The following is an 18,045-nucleotide window of genomic DNA, read 5'->3' as shown; positions in this document are numbered from 1 at the left end:
TGTGGGGTTACCCATGTGAGAGTAAGTCATCGCCAGCTTTTAATTTCAAAACCCCCCACCAAAAGGTGGGGGGTTTTTATTGGATAGGGATTATCTAATAATGCTAATACAGGCACTAGTGAAGTTTTCTTTTGCCCTTTTAACTCTCTAATCGCAAATTCTGCTAATGCTTTTTCATGAGCGAGTAAGTAATTAAAAACGCTTGTGTATTTTGATCTGCATGTAGATTAATTCGTTCAAAACTAAGCATAAATGGTTGAGTGCCACATTTAAGCAAGTACATTTTGACTTTCCATGGTAGTTTTGCCATCACTATGCCTGTAACTTGAGCTTGAAATTTGATATGCGCCCTACTAGATGCATTTTGTCCTTGTTTAACTAAGAATTCTTGCAACTTGTGCAGTGTTTGGGTTTCTAATTGTGCTAAATATTTCCATTTTTGCTGTTAGTCAGCCGAACGACTATATTTCGATGCACTTTGAAAAACTTGTTCGCCAAGTATTTAGGATTCTAATGCAGTATTGAGATCCTGTTGAAATTGATGGTATGTCATATTTTATGCTCTTTAACAGAAGGTTGAATATTAGTTTTTTGCTTGAAAATGCCCAAAAAGTTGTTTGAGATACGTTTTTGGCATGGTAGTTCTTAGTCCAACTTGACCAGTATTGACAGGTTGTGGTTCATAGTGATAAGTGCCAAATAAATGATCCCAAATCATCAAAAATTCACTAAGATTTTTTCGACCAAAACCATGCTTATGATACCAACCATGAATTTCTGCGACTCCAAATAGATGCTTAAAAATACCTAAAGAGTTGTCTAAGTTAGCATGTTGAAATGCAAGATGAATAGCAGTTAAGCCCATCGATGCGCCAATGACATTTGCCGGTGCGCCCATTAGTGTCACACAAAGAATTCCTGGACCTGCCATTAATAGTGCACTTAAAGGATGGCGTCGTTCGCCATTAAGCCAATATAATCGTTCTGGGCTATGATGTAGAGCATGTAATTTCCATAAAAACTGTTTCTTATGACTTAGCCAATGCATATACCATAATCCAAAATCCATAATTGCACCTGCACAAAGGAATTGTAACCAGATCGGAAAATCTGTTGGTCAAATCACAGGTATATTGACAAAGTGGCGAAAGGTTCTGATGATTTCAGCTGTGAGAAAAATCATACCGATGCTAAATGTAGCATGTAAAATATCAACGATAGTGTCTTGATGGTCTTCTAACCACTTTTCTTCAAAGGGTTGGATTTTTTCTAGAGTTGCAACTATAAATATTCCTGTAGCAGCAATCAATGGTGTGTATGGCCAGTAGTCAAGCTTGCATGATGCGACCTCAAGTAAAGCATAGGTGCTTAACCCCATAATGACAGGGTAACTTGCGTATCGAATAGTCGATTTAATGAGTGATGGCATTATATTCTCCTTAGATGTACATATACGCACTATACGGACGTAATATCTAAGTTAAATTGAATAAAACAGCTATTGGTTTTTTATCTGATTTATTGAATAAAGAAAATAGGTTCTTTAATTTCCATGCGATCAGAAGGACGTACACCAAATAATTCAATACAAGTGAGCGTAAAGTGTGCTTGATCAGAAAACTCAGCTTGATACGTAATATCCACTAAAACCTGTCCTTGTTGCATTTGGATAAGTCCACACAAGGCGCAACCATTTTAGATAACTTCGCAAAGGTAATCCTGTTTTGTTCGCGAAACCAATGAGAAAAACGACTTTCTGATAATCCTGCGACTTGTGCTAAATATTGGCGATTTGGGATATTTGATTGTAAGACACCAGTGAAAAGTAACTCTAAAATATGTTGTAGTTTGTTTGATAGTTGTGGTCTGGATGGAACATCCAATAAATCTAAAAATTGAAATATGATTTGGTCTAAGGAGGCATTGGCGATAAAGCTTTGAGTGAGTTGTTGCTGTATGGGCGGTGGTATTTGTGTGATGTTAGTTGGTTCATTAAGTAGTGCATTAAGTCGTCTGGCTAGTGGGTGATAAGGGGCAATATAGATGGAGAGATAAGAGCCTTCGACCAACTGGTGAGTTACATTGGCAGGAATGAATAGCATTAGTGCATCATATAGTTTGTTTTTTGAGAGAACCTGAACGGTATGGGTTGGTTCAATTGCTATGGTTAATTGATGTGCACAATGTTGATGAGCCTGATTGTGACCAGATTACCCTAAAAAGGCTCCGAAACCGAATCCAATTGCTCGTTGTCCTATCCATGTTGCCATAATTTGTATTTTAATTTTGATTGCTTGTATTGAATGAGATTAGTTAAGTCGCTTGAGGTGGTTGTTGTCAAGGTTTTTTAAATCACTACACTTTGTTTGTCGTTTATTAAATAAATGTGATTCTAACCATTTTGAGCTGAATAGGAGATTCAAGCGTTAGAATTTTTTCAGGTTGTTTTTTTTGAGATATAGGATAGGCCGTAAAAATGAAATGGGTCTCAGTTCAAAGTTTTTCTTTTCCATATGAAGCACAAATTGCGAAATCACAACTGTATGCTGTTGGCATAGATTCTCGTATGGATAATGAACATACAATCAATATGGATTGGTTGTATTCCAATGCACTGGGTGGTGTGAGGTTGTTCGTTTTAGAGCGTGATTTTGAAAAGGCTAAGAAATTGCTTGAACAAGATTTTAGTGATGATATGGATCTTGAGTTTGGCGTGGAGAAGTTGCATTGTTCACATTGTCAAAGTAATCATGTTACTCCACACACTCAAGGGAAACGTACTGCTTATATTTTATTTATGCTTTTAGGATTTCCCTTATCTGAAGTGGATCATGGTTACCTGTGCCAGCAATGTAATCATTTTTTTAAAGCTAGAAATGACTTTGATTAAATTGACCACTTGAATTGTCAAATAAGTACTTTGGAACACAGTTCTTTTCTGCTAAAGTCTAGTCTGTTTGTGTATGAGCTATTCACTTACTAGCTCGAAAAAATCAAATTTTAATGTAAAGCTTTATGGAAAAAGCGAGGATAAAAATTGAAAAACTATCTATTAGCATTGTGTGCCTTAAGTAATATCGGGGTTGCGCATGCGCATATTGATGATTATTTACCTGAAGCAAAATTGACAGAATCTACGGCAAGCTTAAAGTCTGGCTATGTAGGTGCTGGTATTAGTCAAAAACTATTGCATGGTAATTTTGAATGGGTGAATCCTTATGGCATTGCCTATGCAAAAGCAGGTGTATTTATTAATGATGATCACGAGCCAGGCGTACAAGTTGGTTTTCGATTACCATATCATTTTACTGGAACTGATCAAAATGGTTATTATTTCGGTATTTATGCGGGGCATCTTGATAGTATCGAGTTAGAAGGTGAAACATTTACTCGATTAGGTGCTGGTTTGGATTTGGCATATGTAATGTTGGATGCGAATCGAATTAGTACTATTAGTCTAGGAATTGGTGCGTCTGAAAAGATTGAGGGAAAAAATGGTAGCGAAGCGGAAATGGAACCGCAGTTACAATTCGCCTATAGCTTAAGCTTTGGTGCTTTCTAGAATAGTTGTGCGATTGAATAAATTCATTTTTTGAGTGTGAGCGGTAGATGTTAGATCAAATTGCCCAGCTTTGGCAGGATTTTAGTAATCGACCTGATTTTTGGGCGATCTTGAGCATTGTTCCTGTAACGTCTTTTGTGACGTGGGCGCATGTATGGATGGCGCTTAAAATGGTATTTTACCCGATCCATTTTTGGGGCTTCCACCTCGGTCCTTTGCCAGTAGGTTGGCAGGGAATTGTGCCACGTAAAGCAGGTCGAATTTCTGGGATTATTACTGATAATACATTGTCAAAGCTTGGTTCTTTGAAAGAATTTCTTGAGGCAATGGATCCTGAAGAAATGGCTCGCATGATTGGTGAGCAAGTAGGTTTTGAGCTTGAGCATTTGATTGATGAAGTGATGCTTGAGCGCCGAGCAGTACTTTGGGAGAATCTACCTTATTCAATTAAGCGACGTATCTATTCTCAGGCACATCAGCAAATGCCAAATGTGTTGAAAGAACTTGTGACTGAACTGACTTATAATGTCGAAAATTTGGTTGATATGCGTAGTATGGTGGTCAACCAAATGGAAAATGACCGTAAGCTTATGGTCAAAATGTTCCTTAAAGTTGGTCAAAAAGAGATTAATTTTATTTGGCATATTAGTGCATTGATCGGTGCATTTTTTGGTATTTTCCAAATGTTTGTTTATGTCTTTGTGCCAGAGCATTGGACGGTGCCATTTTTTGCTGCCATTTGGGGTTTCCTAACCAACTGGATTGCAATTTGGATGGTTTTTAACCCTGTAAACCCTCACCCAATTAAGTTTCCTCAATTATTTACACGGACTGAGGGCTTGAAGTTTCCGTGGATTCGTCCAGTGATTCCTCGTATTGGGACTTATAATTTCCAAGGCGCATTTATGAAGCGTCAGGACGAGGTGTCGATTGTCTTTTCAGAAGTGGTAACGGCAGACTTAATTACCCTGAAATCAATCATGACGGAAATGATGTACGGTAAGCGTAATCACAAAACACGTCGTATTATCAAACGCCATATTAACGAGATTATGGAAACGCCTTTGGTGAGGACTTCTTTGCAAATATCCATTGGTCCGACAGAATATGCCAAACTAAAGTCTGACTTGATTGATCGTTCAATCGAAATTACGATGGTACCCGTGAGTGACCCAGCCTTTAATGAAAGTCGGGCGAAAAAGATTTTCACCATGTTTCGAGATCGGATTCGATTGTTGACACCACAAGAGTTTCAAAACCTGTTAAGACCTGCTTTTCATGAAGATGAGTGGATTTTGATTGTGCTTGGTGGTGTGACTGGTTTTGGTGCAGGTTTGATTCACTTATTTGTGGCATTTTTATAGCCTTCGAGCTACACTAGCCACGATTAAAATTTTTGAATTTCGTCAATTCTTTTCATATTTGATGATTGTGTTAATTTTTGATGATTGTATAAATCATTTGATTTAGATTTATTTATGAGGATGTTTAAGATGCGCATTATTTTATTAGGACCACCTGGAGCAGGTAAAGGTACACAAGCTCAGTTGATCTGTAAGCGCTACAATATCCCACAAATCTCTACAGGCGATATGCTACGTGCAGCTATCCGTGAAGGTACAGAACTTGGTAAACAAGCACAGTCTGTCATGGATAATGGTGGTTTGGTTTCTGATGAGTTGATTATTGGCTTGGTGAAAGAGCGTATTGCTCAGCCTGATTGTGTGAATGGTTGCATCTTTGATGGTTTCCCACGTACGATTCCACAAGCTGAAGCACTAGAGTCAGAAGGTATTACCATCGATCACGTAATCGAAATTGATGTACCAGATGAAGAAATCGTGCAACGTCTTTCAGGGCGTCGTCAGCATCCTGCTTCAGGACGTGTTTATCACATTGTTTATAATCCGCCGAAAGTTGAAGGTAAGGATGATGAAACAGGTGAAGATCTTGTACAGCGTCCAGATGATCAAGAGCAAACCATTCGTAAACGTCTTGCTTCTTATCATGCTGAAACCTCACAATTGGTAGGTTTCTATCAAGAGCGTGCAGAGAAAGAAGCAAATGCCGCAACGTATAACAAAATTAACGGCTTAGATCCTATCGAGAAAGTGCAGGAAAATTTATTTGCGATTTTAGATCAATCGAAGTAATTGCAAGTGATATAAAAAGCTCTATCCTCTGATGGAGCTTTTTTTATGCTAAATTGTTAGCTACTTCTCAAGTAATTGAATAAGGTCGTAGAAATGAAGTTTATGGTGATATTACTACTCATCGCTGCAATTATTATATTGATTGGGCTATTTGTTATGAGCGTAAGGCTACTAAAACATGCGCAAAAACAAGCAAGTACACATGAATCTGATGCAAATCAGTCTGATCAAAAGTGATCGTGAACTTTTGGTCAATTGACTCATAAATATGAGTAAACTTTTCGATAAGTGGAGTGCTTGTCTTAAGCTATTGTTTTTAAATATTAAAGCTATTCGATAAGTGGCAAAATATGACATCTTTCACAAAATAAAGGTGGTAATTGTTGTCTTTTTGCGCATAATATAAATGGTGTGAACTGGGCGTAATGGTTTTTTGCCAAAGTTAGTAATAGTGATGTAATACAACAACTAAACATCACATTAGGATGAAATGACGATGCAAGATGCATCGAGATAGGATGAGCACATGATCAAAAGCGCGAGCCAAATCTTTCCGTTATCTGCGATTTGTGTTGCAATTTATATTGCAACATGTTCGACCACTTATGCTTTAGAAAAACTTGATGAAGAAGATTTAGCGGAATCAACAGGTGAAGGGATTGCATTGTTACCTCAAGATTTTTCTATGCGGTTTAATGGTGCGAGTGATACTGGTTCTGGCGTTTTGGATACAGGTTATATTCGGTTAATTCCAGTTGGTCCTGTTTCAGCAGATGCTCAAGCAGATGGTTTTAAAAAAGCTGATGTGTATTTGTATGGCTTGTCACTTTCTCAATCGGCTGCAAACTATGGTGGCAATCGTACAGCTGCAAATTGGGGCTCATCATTTGGTCGTGCTATAGACTCTTGGGGTAGTGCGGACAATCCATGGTTGATTAAAACAGTGACCGCAACTGGAGTGCCTGACTTTGCGGGGAATACGAATAATACAGTGCCATACATTACACTTGAAGCGCCATTGTATGAAGTAGATGTTGCGAACTCTGATGCTCAATCTGCTTATAATTTAAAAATGAATATGTGGCTTGATGCTTATCAACATGATTCAAATGTTGCGGAAGTCTTAAATACAGAAACGGGATTGAGTAATCGGTTGCGTTTAAATGTTGCGTTTGATGGCTTTAGTGTTAATGGTAGTAATCTTAAGGTATTTAGTACTTTAGATGGTGTAACTTCAGCCAATATGACCCAAGGCTTAGATCCTTCTTATAATAAAACTTTGGGTATGGCAGGTTTAATTCGCATTAATTCAGGTGATACCTCTAATCTACGTGCAACGATTGTTCAGGGGGCTGTTTCTAGATCGGCATCTAGCGGTGGTACTGGCGCAACGATCACAAATCCAAATACACTTGCCAATAACTATTCAGGTTCGGATTTTACGACTTCATATCTTCCACTAAATATGAGTGGTTTTGGTAATAATATTTGTGGTTCTTCGACAAATAACAACGGTAAGTCAGGCGCTAATAACTCTGAACACTGTATGACTCGAGAGGGTTTTCGTACCATTACCACCACTGCTACAGCAACCAATAGTTGGTCGAAACCAGCATCCTTGCCGAGTGTGCTTAAAATCGGTACTCAGGAGATTGGGAATGCAGGTAGCTCTCCAGCGTTTGGAGGTAATGCACCAGTATTTAATGCAACAAGCTCGTCTGGAACATCTGACGGTATTTATATTTATGGTCTGAATGCCAATCTCGTCTTAGGTAGTTTGTATCAGCCACTGATTTTTAATACGGATGATGGTAGCAACTTCTCTATGGAGTTGACTCGTATCCCTAATCAAGCCAATATCTATAAGAAAATCTATACGGATTACTCGGGAGCGGATCCAACATATTTAGGTTCCACCTGTAATGTCCACCAATGTGGTACGGAGCAGTCTTTTGCTGGGGTGGATTATCAAGGTTCTGATGCGACGCATAGTAGTATTACGATTGGGTCAACGGTATATGATGCGGCAACAAATACGCTGTCTGCACACAAGGGTGCGGATGCGATCGGTATCTCATTTGGTGAAATGCAAAATGCAACAGGGCTTTCTGCAAACAATACGCAAAGCTACAAGCAAGTTTACCAAGCAACACGGACGTGTAATACAAACATTTTGGGAAATTGTAATGGTGGTTGGGGAGGGTGGAGTGCGTGGAATAAAATCGCCAATACAAAATATACGCAAAATACCAATGGGCAGATTTATAAGTCTGTCACGAATGTGCCTGCTACAAATACACTGAATGTAACGCCTAGAAGTATAGATAATAATTTAGGTTCTGCTGTGATTGATGGTGTGTTGATTCAACATTTAAAATTTACAACCACTGGTTTGAACTAAGGAAGGTTAAACCATGTATAAATATTTGATTCTATGCTTGCTCACTTGTTCTGCTACAGTAACTGCAGGGCTAGAGAGTCTTGATGATGGTGAACTACATCATGTTGAGGCACAAGCTGGTGCTGATATTGCACTTAAGCTGACTTTAAACCATACAGCTAATGCTGTTTTTGATACCTCAGTATGCCCAGCAAACCAACTGGAATATTGTCGTTTAGGGATTTCCTTAAACAATCGTTATCATGATGGAAGTCTGGATACTATAGATGCAACAACTGGTGTTCGGACACCATCGACTACAGGTCGAAAAGAATGGCTTGTATTCAAAGGCATACAAGGTACGATCAATATACAAAAGTTGATGTTAGATGCCACAGATATTCAGTTTAGTGATAATAGTGTGAAAGCTGCAATACAACTCGGTTTTGATGAAAATTTCCCGATACACATTCGTAATTTTGGTTTTCAGTCGCTCTCATTGGAGCGAGATGATGGGCCAAATGAAGTTGGTCCAGGCTACTTGCATGCGACAAAGTATACAGCAGCAGATGGGGCATTTGATGCAAATAACCCATTAACAGGGACAGGTCGGGAAAAAGGTTTTATCGGTCTGAATATGCATGGGAATTTAGCAATTGATGGAAACATCAAGGTTTTTGGTTGTGGTGGTCATCCACGTTGTTAATTAGATTGCAAGGATGAAGGGAAAAACAATGAAAATAGATCATCATAAAACAAAGCGTACTTTTGCATTCACTGCACTGGTATCGTGTGTAATGCTTGCGCATCAATCTGCCTTTGCGTTACAGGCACTTGAAGATCAAGACCTAAGACAAGTCGACGGTCAAGATGGTATTGCGCTACAAACAGAATATTCACAAATAGAAATTGACCAGCTGTATTGGGAAGATCAGGCGGGTACGGCAGGAAATTCTGAACAATCGTTACGTGCTGTGGCAAATGATGTCAAAATTCAGAAGAATCAAAGCTATCAATCAGGTAATTATAGTCTTGGGGCAACATACGAGATTGATACAGGCTCTGATGCTAATGATAAAGCTGGTATTGATTTGAAAATTACATCGCAACCAGCAACAGTGTCTATAGGTAGCTTTCAGCTTTGTGCTCAGACACCGACAGTTTCATGTAATGCAAGTCTTGGTAATTTTGCGATGCAAACAGGCTCACCTTTGCAAATCGCTTTGGTGACTACGGATGGTCTGTTTAATAAAGATGCACAGGCACAGCTAAAACTGGGTTTGCAAAACATCAATATTTATATGGGATTAGCTACAGCAGTTGCTGATGAATACAATCAATTGATATTGAAAAATACTAACTTTAATTTCTTTGGAAAGGGTGTTGCCTATATTGATGATGATAAAGGATTTGTATTGAATACCAATGTAGGTTCGCTATCTGCTTCAAAGGCTCAAGCTCCTAATGAAACCTATGGTTATGTTGATTTTGAGCGAGTGACGGACCCAGATCAAACTGGGGCTACGAATGGTACATACGGCGGAACAAGTTCTGGTATTAATTTGGAGTTTATGACTAAGACAAATGCCGAAGTGGATCCAACGACTCCTGTATATTCAACAGCTGATGCAAAAGGTTTGATTCGAGTTGGTGCGAGTGGTCGTATTGTCAATGGAGCTGTGCAAGTGCGTGGTGTGAATGCCAACGGATTAGGTGCGGGTGATAATGTACTTGGCTTTGCAAGTGCTGCAACTGAAGCCTCTCCAACTGCAACTGGTGCGGATGCAACAGTCATGGGGTCTTCTGGTATTGGGCTTCGTATTCGTGGTGAATTCACGGCGAGTGGTGATGGAATGCTTGGGGGCGATGACTCCAAAGCGACGACACTTGAGATAGGTGGTGCAGGTACCAATACGTTTGGTTTTGAGTTTGGTGAGTTAAAGCCATTAGTTGTTAACTCAACTGACCGAGCTTATTTTGATAGTGGAAATATTTATCTTAATGTGGCAAATACGAAACATCTTACTTTACCTGAAAATACGATTCTTCGCACATCTCGTTTTGGTGGAACAACAAATACATACCTTACCGAGGCAAATGATTATATCCAACAAATTCATAATTTAAGTGTGAATCCGTATAGTTTGGTTCTTGCAATCCGTGGTGCTGAGTTTCAAGCATTATCAAAGCGTGGACGGTTTACTTCTAGTAGCGGTGTAAGCAATGGCAATGCCATTGGGGCTAATGCAGGTAAGCAAAACCAATGGGGTTTAGGACTACCATTTTATAACTTGAATGCGAATATGGCGATGTACTCTACAGAGTATACTGGAGATGTATTTGGGCTAGATAATACGACAGATACAGTGACCAAAACGGCAGTGTCAAATTCAGAGCGGTTAGGCTTTTCATTAGCGATGAGTGTTGAAGGGCGTAATAACGATGGTTCAAAAACGACGTCAATTTTAGTCATAGATGGTGGTGATCGAGATGGTAATCTAGCAAATGGTATTACCCCAAATGAATATTATTTTGGCCTACGCAATATTGATATGTTACTGAGTGGTTCGGGAAGTGTAGGTTTTGAAGATGGTAACTTCAATATGCATTTACCAAACTTACTTATGGTGATGGCTGCAGAAATTGCTGCAGGATATTTACCTGGTGCTACGAATAAAACCAATGGGGCTTTGATACCTGTGACTAATTTTAGTCTTCCAGATGATGTGTTACTTGGCTTGAAAGTAAAGCTATTGGGTGATATGAATTTTGCGTTGATCCCAAATAATCAGATTTCCGCAACAAATGGAAATCAACTCTCTATTGTTGGTGAGTATGACTTGCAACAAGGAACAATACAGATTAGTGACCCGATTGATGGATCAATGATTGGATTTGATAATATGTCGGGTTTGATTCGTTTTAATAACGCAATTGAAGTTAACAAGGATAATGTGGGCTTTAACTATACTTTTGACTTTAACCCATATCGTCAGGCAAGTGATGTCTTCCGAGTAAAAGATATTAACTTTTATCCACCACTCAATGCGACTAATAATCGTGGTCAACGTCTTGGTGAGATGGTTATGACGGGTGGTCGTTTGGGTGTAGAAATGAACATCACCCCAAGGAACTAATGGAAGTTAAGAAGGAAATTAAGTATTAGGATGATAGAGATGAAAAGAATAATTCAAATCACGGCAATGGCTAGTTGCATATTTGCACTTTCAAGCCAAGCTGTGATTGCAAAGTCTGGTTTACAATCGCTTTCAGATGAAGAAATGTCAGAAGCTGAAGGTCAGGCTCTACTCAATCTTGGCTATACTGCCCCAACAGGCGCTTCAAATAGTGTTACAGACTTTGGTTTTTACAAACTTGGTTTGGAAGGTGAGCTTGAAATCAATGCCAATATTCGAAACCTACAGCTTGGCTGTGGTGGTGTAAATGGTGCGGGTGCATGTGATATTGATATGGAAAATGTCGCACTGAGTGGATTGCCAGACTCCTATGCGGCAGATGGTACACCGCAATGGGATAATGGTCGTGCATCTAGTAGTGCTACAATTACCAACCCTTTTATTGAGTTTGCGATTCGAAATCCAACGTCATCTGCATTACGTGAAGTATCAGGTATTCGTTTGAGTGCAGATCAAATCAGTGGATTGCTCACTGCTGGTATAGAAAATAAGGGATCTGGGCAGACTACTACGGATGGGATCAAGAGCTTTAGTGGTTACTTACAGGTTGCAAATACCCCTGTCACATCACGGACGGAAGCTTCGATATTCGGTAAGACCTATGATCAAATGATCTATGCACAAGTTGATACAGACTTAGGTTCATCCTCAGTATTTTCTAATGTTCAAGGTATGAATGGAGGTGCATCGCCACCCTCTGGTACGCAATGGGGGACGAAGGTTGCTGAGCAGGCTGTAAACTTTATATTTCCTCAGACAACGATTCAGGGTAATCGTATGTCACAACTTAATCTCGTTGTAGAGGGTGTCCCGATTAACCCAATTGCAATCTCTGCAGCAGATGGTGCACTGTATATGCGACTTGTTGATCCAATTTTATGGGTTAATAATTCAACTTTTTATATGGGTGAAGAAGGTAGTAACTCATGGACTGTTAAGGATTGTGCGATATCTGCAACAGCGGCATCATGTGGTCTAACTGCACAACAGAAGACATGGAATAATAATCTACGCAATGCAGGTATTCCTGTTGGTCAGATGGGGTGCGTAAATAGTAGTAATGCTTATGCTCCTAATGCCTGTACATATATCACTAATCTGAAAGCCAATGTAACAGTTAAACAAAACTTTAACCTTGTACACAATCTACCAATCGAGTCAGGTGGTTATTTGTCCCTACAAAAAGAAAGTATAAAATGGCCAGGCGCTAATAGTGATGATATTGCGCAAAGAGGGTGGTGGATGTCATTCCAAGATCCTTTGGATTTTGGAGCATTAAATCCAACAGAAAGGATTTCAATGCAAGATGTGCTCCCACAAATTGCAACGCTGATTACTAATTACTTAGCGACTCCAGCAGGGGAGATTCATCTAGACTTTGGTGAAGCATTAAATGCAGCCTTTGGTTTACCACTTTATAAACCATTAGGTAATATTGATGTCACTGGTAAGCCAGCAGTGCTTACATTGGAAAACCTACCACTTGATAACCATCAGGCTGTTGTTTCGAACTGTTGGGGTAACTTGAAGTTCTGTTAAGTTGACATGTTGTTTTAAGTGAAAAAGCCGAGAAGTTTCTCGGCTTTTTTGTACTTGATTTTCCGATAAATCAGAAGAATCCAGCAGGCTTGGTCGAATAACTCACCAACAAGTTTTTGGTTTGTTGATAATGGTCGAGCATCATGCGGTGATTCTCACGTCCGATACCTGATTTTTTGTAGCCACCAAATGCTGCATGCGCAGGGTAGATGTGATAGCAATTGGTCCATACCCGACCTGCTTGGATTGCACGACCTGCACGGTACGCTGTATTTCCGCTACGTGCCCAGACACCTGCACCTAAGCCGTAAATTGTATCATTGGCGATTTTCATGGCATCATCGAAATCTTTAAAGGTTGCAACAGATAGTACAGGTCCGAAAATCTCTTCTTGGAAAATTTTCATGCTGTTATTGCCTTTGAAGATGGTCGGCTCGATATAAAAACCAGTGCCGACTTCGTTACGTGCTTCACCACCTGTCAAAATCTGCGCACCTTCTTCACGTCCAGTATTGATACAACCTAAGATTTTGTCCTGTTGCTCTTGAGAGGCTTGTGCGCCGATCATGGTGTCGGTATCCAATGGATGACCTGTTTTAATGCGTTTGACACGCTCTACGGCCATTTCTAAGAATTGATCTGCAATGCTTTCTTGTACCAATGCACGTGATGGACAGGTGCAGATTTCACCTTGATTCAAGGCAAACATCGCAAAGCCTTCAAGCGCTTTGTCGAGATAGTCATCTTGCTGATCCATAATGTCGGCAAAGAAGACGTTTGGTGATTTACCGCCAAGCTCAAGTGTCACTGGAATGATGTTTTCAGTCGCATATTGCATGATCAGTTGACCGACTTGGGTTGAGCCTGTAAAGGCGATTTTTGCAATCCGTGGATTAGTTGCCAGTGGGCGACCGACTTCTGCACCATAGCCATTGACGATATTTAATACACCTTCGGGTAGCAAATCTTGAATCAACTCAGCCAAAATCAGAATACTTACAGGGGTTTGTTCAGCAGGTTTGAGCACGATACAGTTACCTGCTGCAAGCGCAGGAGCAAGTTTCCATGCAGCCATGAGGATTGGGAAGTTCCACGGAATGATCTGACCGACCACGCCAAGCGGTTCATGATAATGGTAAGCCACCGTATCTTCATCAATCTCAGAGATGCCACCTTCTTGCGCACGGATACAGCCTGCAAAATAGCGGAAATGATCAATCGCAAGTGGAATATCAGCAGCGAGAGTTTCTCGAATCGGTTTGCCGTTGTCCCATGTTTCTGCAACGGCAAGGGTCTCAAGATTTTGCTCTAGGCGATCGGCGATTTTTAATAAAATATTCGAGCGTATGGTCGGTGAGGTACTGTTCCACTGGGCTTTGGCAGCATGTGCAGCATCTAAGGCAAGTTCGATGTCTTCTGCACTTGAACGTGGTGCACGGGTAAATACTTCACCATTGACAGGAGAGATATTGTCAAAATATTCTCCTTTAACAGGAGCAACCCATTTGCCACCAATAAAGTTGTCGTACTGTTTTTTAAACTGGATTTTTGATCCTTCGGTATTTGGGTCAGCGTAGCGCATGATTCACATCCTTTTGACTAAAGTTCATTGTATATCTTCTATGACCACTCCTATACTGTATATACGGCTTTCGATGTATAGATACAGTGGATCACTGGATTAGCCTAAGCAATCTTAGGTAGGGAAAAGGTAGGGATAAATTCGACCAAGTTTAGGACCTCAATATGTCACTTAAAAAAGAGTTAAATCAACGACGTAGGGCGATTGAAAAATTAAAAAAACATTGTTTGCTGCATGATACCAACGATCAGTTGGCGGCTGATACGATCCAGTATTCGTGGCAGCGTTCAACCAAGGCACAAATCGTGAGTAGTTTGCAGGCTGCACCTTTGGCTAAAGTGTCAGAAAATGTGTCAGCACTGGATAAGGCACTTGATCAATGTGCAACGCAATTAAAAGACATTGCCCATCAATCATCGATGGTGCTGGCAGTGGCAGATCAATCTTCACAGATTCGCTGGGTCGAGGCGAGTCGACATATGCAAGGCGCATCTGAGAATGTACATTTTGTTCAAGGCGGACAGTGGGGCGAAGATATGGTCGGCACCAATGCCTTGGCGTTATCGCTATATACAGGCAAATCCAGCTGTGTCTTTTCTAATGAACATTATTTGGATGCGATTCAAGATTGGGTGTGCTATGCAGCGCCGATCTATCATCCCAACACTGGGCAAGTGCTTGGTGTGGTGGATTTATCCACTACGTGGGATCAGCACAATAGTTTGGGGATACTTGCTGCAGAACGTTGTGCGCAGATGTTACAAGGTGCATTGCGAGAACAAACCAAGCAACATTTACAACTCAGCTGTTTTGGTCGTACAAAAGCGCAACTTCAAGGCAAAGCGTTGAATTTGAGTCCACGCCAGTTTGAGATCATTGCGATTTTGACATTGTGCAAGCAAGGGATGAGTTTGGATCAGTTGCATCAGGCTTTGTACGGTGAGCGCAAAGTGAGCATGGGTACATTGAAAGCGGAAATGTCACAACTGCGTGATTTGCTCGGTGGTATGCTCGGCTCACGTCCTTATCGTCTACTCCTCGATGTCGATGCAGACTTTATCGAGTTGGAAGAAGCCTTGGATCAAGGCGCTTCACACAGTGCATTACAGCTGTATCTGGGGATATTTTTACCACGAACGGAGAGTCCCTTCCTGACGGCTTGGCGTGATTGTATCGAATCGAGAATGAGTGAGGTGATTTTTAAAATTGATGATAAAGATTTGCTACTCAAACATTTGTCCCATTTTCCTGATGCGATTGATGCTGTTGAGCGATTGATGGAACTTTTACCTGAAGATCATCCGATGCAACAAAGCTTGCTACGTATGCAGGATCAGTAATTATTTTAAAAGTGATGATTCTAAAAATGGTGATTCTAAAAATGATAATATCTAAATTTTTAAAAAGAACGATTTATAATCAATAAACTTTAAATCACAAACTTGCATTAAAAATTTGGGGCAAAAAAAAGGAAATATCAGGGGTGCTAATATTTCCAAAAAAAGGGAGTAAGTATCAAATCTCAGCATCGATACTTGAGCTCATTTTATGTAGTCAATGGAAATTCATCTACCTACCTTTCACCTACTTTTCAAAACTTCTTAAAATGAATGGACTTATGTGCTCGTGAAATTGATCTATCGTACATCTATCACCACATCGCTGTTGAGATCGGCTACACTAAGCATGAATTCGATTTTAAGCCATTTTATATTTTTGATTTAAGACTTAACGATGAAACAAGATACCGCATTAAAACTACTCAAAGCTGGAGAAAATGTATTCCTCACAGGCTCCGCAGGCGCAGGGAAGACCTATACCTTAAATCAATATATTCAGTATCTTAAAGCACGCAAAATCCCAGTAGCGATCACCGCATCAACTGGCATCGCCGCCACGCATATGAACGGGATGACCATTCATACTTGGGCAGGGATTGGCATTAAAGATCAGCTTACTGAAAATGATCTCAAGCGCATGAAAGAGCGCAAATATTTGCGTGAGCATTTGGAAAAAGTACAAGTCTTAATCATTGATGAAATTTCAATGTTGCATGCCAAACAATTCAATCTAGTCAATCAAGTATTACAGTATTTCAAAGGTTCAGCAGAGGCGTTTGGTGGGATTCAAGTGGTTGCATCGGGTGATTTTTTTCAACTACCTCCTGTGGGGAAAAATGATGAATTGAATCGAGATAAATTTGCGTTTATGTCTGAGGCTTGGGTGCAAGCTCAGTTTCGAGTGTGTTATCTCAGCGAACAACATCGTCAGTCGGATAGTGTCTTAGATCAAATTCTCAATGCGATCCGTCGCCAAGAGGTGAGTGATGAACAGATTCAAACCCTGATCAATACCAAGCATCAAGAGCACGACACAGAGATCGTCACTCGGCTGTATACGCATAATCTCGATGTCGATCGCATCAACGAACAACAGCTCGACACCATTAGCCAAAAGATGCATCGTTTTGATGCAGTGCTTGAGGGCAATGAAAAACTATTAGAAACCTTAAAATCTTCGGTACGTTGTCCAGAGCAGTTGATCCTGAAAAAAGGCGCAAAGGTGATGTTTGTCAAAAACAACTTCGATCTTGGCTATGTCAACGGCAGTATCGGCGAGGTGATTGGCTTTATCGAAGACGAAGAGCTGGGCATGATGCCACAGGTTCGGCTCAATGATGGCTCTTCGATTGCGGTGGAAGCAGAAAAATGGTCGATCGAAAATGATGAGGGTAAAGTCCTCGCAAGTTTGACACAAATTCCACTGCGCCTTGCGTGGGCGATCACCATTCATAAAAGTCAGGGCATGACGCTTGAAAGTGCTGAAATTGATCTTGCACGGACTTTTGAGAATGGTCAGGGCTATGTGGCATTGTCAAGGCTCAAGTCGATTGAAGGTTTAAAATTACTGGATTTTAATCCGCTGGCTTTGGTGCTAGATCGTTTGGCGGTGAAAGCAGATGCTCGTTTTAAAGAGCTGTCTGATGAAGCAGAGCAACATTTTGCCGAGCTTGATTTGAGTAAACAGCATGAAGCGTTTATTCGTCGTACTGGTGGCATTACCAATCCGAATGAAATTGCACGACTAGAGAAGAAGCTACAGGGGCAAAAGCGAAGCTATAGCAGTGATACTTTGGCAGAAACTCAAGCCTTGTATGAGGCGGATTATGATATCGAAGACATTGCTTCAGAGCGTCAATTGACCAAATCCACAGTGATTAATCATTTATCCAAACTCGCCAAAGCAGGCAGTATCGACGTTGAGCGGATTCGCCCTGAAGAAGATGAATTAGAAAAAGTACGCAAAGCCTATAAGAAAATTCAAAAGCGCAATCAAGCCGATGATCTGAACGATGATGGTAGTGTCAAGCTACGTCCATTGGTCAGTGAAACAGGTTTAGGCTATGAACAGGTGCGTGTGGCACTGATCTTTGTTGCTTGATTTTTGTGGTGTGATTTGTGTCGTTTGGTCTTTTTAAATGGTTTGAGATGAATGAGTTTTGAGGAGATATATTTAATGATGGCATAAAGTTTGCTTGTTATGGGGTGGTGAGCAATGGCGCTCAAAACTAACTTCACAACAACATCAAAATTAGGCAAAGGCGCCTTAGGCTGAAAAATGCTTAAGGTGCT

15 protein-coding genes and 1 pseudogene are annotated in these 18,045 nt (G+C 40.4%); 10 read left to right on the top strand and 6 right to left on the bottom strand.

The features are described from left to right. Positions 1–26: 26 nt before the first annotated feature. The 5 genes and pseudogenes from MKI79_RS07310 to MKI79_RS07290 form a co-directional block, all read right to left on the bottom strand. A pseudogene (locus tag MKI79_RS07310) lies at positions 27–502 on the bottom strand (hypothetical protein). An 81-nt stretch (positions 503–583) separates the two neighbouring features. Then, complete coding sequence (locus MKI79_RS07305) at positions 584–1,102, bottom strand: sterol desaturase family protein (RefSeq protein ID WP_274619073.1); 519 nt, start codon at positions 1,100–1,102, stop codon at positions 584–586. A gap of 15 nt (positions 1,103–1,117) precedes the next feature. Beyond that, positions 1,118–1,429, bottom strand: coding sequence for a hypothetical protein (locus tag MKI79_RS07300; protein WP_241571464.1), 312 nt, complete (start codon positions 1,427–1,429; stop codon positions 1,118–1,120). 89 nt (positions 1,430–1,518) lie between these two features. Then, complete coding sequence (locus MKI79_RS07295; RefSeq protein WP_241571461.1) at positions 1,519–1,665, bottom strand: hypothetical protein; 147 nt, start codon at positions 1,663–1,665, stop codon at positions 1,519–1,521. Then, the gene (locus MKI79_RS07290) at positions 1,644–2,102 is read right to left on the bottom strand and encodes a hypothetical protein (protein ID WP_241571459.1); all 459 of its coding nucleotides are present in this window, start codon (positions 2,100–2,102) and stop codon (positions 1,644–1,646) included. The genes MKI79_RS07295 and MKI79_RS07290 overlap by 22 nt, the downstream gene beginning before the upstream one ends. Positions 2,103–2,476: 374 nt before the next feature. Between MKI79_RS07290 and MKI79_RS07285 the strand changes: the two genes are divergently transcribed. From MKI79_RS07285 to MKI79_RS07250, 8 genes are all read left to right on the top strand, one after another. Beyond that, on the top strand, positions 2,477–2,890 hold the full coding sequence (locus tag MKI79_RS07285) for a putative signal transducing protein (protein ID WP_241571457.1): 414 nt from the start codon (positions 2,477–2,479) through the stop codon (positions 2,888–2,890). A 147-nt stretch (positions 2,891–3,037) separates the two neighbouring features. Beyond that, positions 3,038–3,562, top strand: a complete 525-nt coding sequence (locus MKI79_RS07280; RefSeq protein WP_407651591.1) for a hypothetical protein — start codon at positions 3,038–3,040, stop codon at positions 3,560–3,562. A gap of 47 nt (positions 3,563–3,609) precedes the next feature. Then, entirely contained in the window at positions 3,610–4,926 is a 1,317-nt protein-coding gene (locus MKI79_RS07275) for a hypothetical protein (protein ID WP_241571455.1), read from the top strand. 129 nt (positions 4,927–5,055) lie between these two features. Beyond that, the gene (gene adk, locus MKI79_RS07270) at positions 5,056–5,715 is read left to right on the top strand and encodes an adenylate kinase (protein WP_241571453.1); all 660 of its coding nucleotides are present in this window, start codon (positions 5,056–5,058) and stop codon (positions 5,713–5,715) included. A 526-nt stretch (positions 5,716–6,241) separates the two neighbouring features. Next, the gene (locus MKI79_RS07265) at positions 6,242–8,116 is read left to right on the top strand and encodes a hypothetical protein (protein ID WP_241571451.1); all 1,875 of its coding nucleotides are present in this window, start codon (positions 6,242–6,244) and stop codon (positions 8,114–8,116) included. Positions 8,117–8,129: 13 nt separating this feature from the next. Further along, positions 8,130–8,801, top strand: a complete 672-nt coding sequence (locus MKI79_RS07260; RefSeq protein WP_241571449.1) for a hypothetical protein — start codon at positions 8,130–8,132, stop codon at positions 8,799–8,801. Between the two features lie 28 nt (positions 8,802–8,829). Beyond that, positions 8,830–11,232 carry a DUF6160 family protein gene (locus tag MKI79_RS07255; protein WP_241571447.1) on the top strand — a complete coding sequence of 801 codons (2,403 nt, stop codon included), beginning with the start codon at positions 8,830–8,832 and terminating at the stop codon, positions 11,230–11,232. A 39-nt stretch (positions 11,233–11,271) separates the two neighbouring features. Beyond that, positions 11,272–12,831, top strand: coding sequence for a hypothetical protein (locus MKI79_RS07250; protein WP_241571445.1), 1,560 nt, complete (start codon positions 11,272–11,274; stop codon positions 12,829–12,831). Between the two features lie 70 nt (positions 12,832–12,901). Here the strand turns inward: MKI79_RS07250 and exaC are convergent, their stop codons facing one another. Further along, positions 12,902–14,413 carry an acetaldehyde dehydrogenase ExaC gene (gene exaC / locus MKI79_RS07245; RefSeq protein ID WP_241571444.1) on the bottom strand — a complete coding sequence of 504 codons (1,512 nt, stop codon included), beginning with the start codon at positions 14,411–14,413 and terminating at the stop codon, positions 12,902–12,904. A gap of 164 nt (positions 14,414–14,577) precedes the next feature. On the opposite strand from exaC, the gene MKI79_RS07240 reads away from it, so the two are divergent. Together MKI79_RS07240 and MKI79_RS07235 are read left to right on the top strand one after the other, a co-directional pair. Further along, positions 14,578–15,753 carry a helix-turn-helix domain-containing protein gene (locus tag MKI79_RS07240; protein ID WP_241571443.1) on the top strand — a complete coding sequence of 392 codons (1,176 nt, stop codon included), beginning with the start codon at positions 14,578–14,580 and terminating at the stop codon, positions 15,751–15,753. A gap of 394 nt (positions 15,754–16,147) precedes the next feature. Continuing rightward, complete coding sequence (locus MKI79_RS07235) at positions 16,148–17,854, top strand: AAA family ATPase (protein WP_241571442.1); 1,707 nt, start codon at positions 16,148–16,150, stop codon at positions 17,852–17,854. Positions 17,855–18,045: the final 191 nt, after the last annotated feature.

Source organism: Acinetobacter sedimenti, from assembly GCF_022601685.1.
In the GTDB taxonomy this organism is placed as follows: domain Bacteria; phylum Pseudomonadota; class Gammaproteobacteria; order Pseudomonadales; family Moraxellaceae; genus Acinetobacter; species Acinetobacter sedimenti.
This window is presented reverse-complemented; position numbering and strand designations above follow the sequence as displayed.

Coding starts and splice junctions, on each gene's coding strand:
- exaC (WP_241571444.1), bottom strand. CDS start 14,413: ATGCGCTACGCTGACCCAAATACCGAAGGATCAAAAATCCAGTTTAAA.
- MKI79_RS07290 (WP_241571459.1), bottom strand. CDS start 2,102: ATGCTATTCATTCCTGCCAATGTAACTCACCAGTTGGTCGAAGGCTCT.
- MKI79_RS07240 (WP_241571443.1), top strand. CDS start 14,578: ATGTCACTTAAAAAAGAGTTAAATCAACGACGTAGGGCGATTGAAAAA.
- MKI79_RS07265 (WP_241571451.1), top strand. CDS start 6,242: ATGATCAAAAGCGCGAGCCAAATCTTTCCGTTATCTGCGATTTGTGTT.
- MKI79_RS07275 (WP_241571455.1), top strand. CDS start 3,610: ATGTTAGATCAAATTGCCCAGCTTTGGCAGGATTTTAGTAATCGACCT.
- adk (WP_241571453.1), top strand. CDS start 5,056: ATGCGCATTATTTTATTAGGACCACCTGGAGCAGGTAAAGGTACACAA.
- MKI79_RS07260 (WP_241571449.1), top strand. CDS start 8,130: ATGTATAAATATTTGATTCTATGCTTGCTCACTTGTTCTGCTACAGTA.
- MKI79_RS07300 (WP_241571464.1), bottom strand. CDS start 1,429: ATGCCATCACTCATTAAATCGACTATTCGATACGCAAGTTACCCTGTC.
- MKI79_RS07250 (WP_241571445.1), top strand. CDS start 11,272: ATGAAAAGAATAATTCAAATCACGGCAATGGCTAGTTGCATATTTGCA.
- MKI79_RS07255 (WP_241571447.1), top strand. CDS start 8,830: ATGAAAATAGATCATCATAAAACAAAGCGTACTTTTGCATTCACTGCA.
- MKI79_RS07285 (WP_241571457.1), top strand. CDS start 2,477: ATGAAATGGGTCTCAGTTCAAAGTTTTTCTTTTCCATATGAAGCACAA.
- MKI79_RS07235 (WP_241571442.1), top strand. CDS start 16,148: ATGAAACAAGATACCGCATTAAAACTACTCAAAGCTGGAGAAAATGTA.
- MKI79_RS07295 (WP_241571461.1), bottom strand. CDS start 1,665: ATGCAACAAGGACAGGTTTTAGTGGATATTACGTATCAAGCTGAGTTT.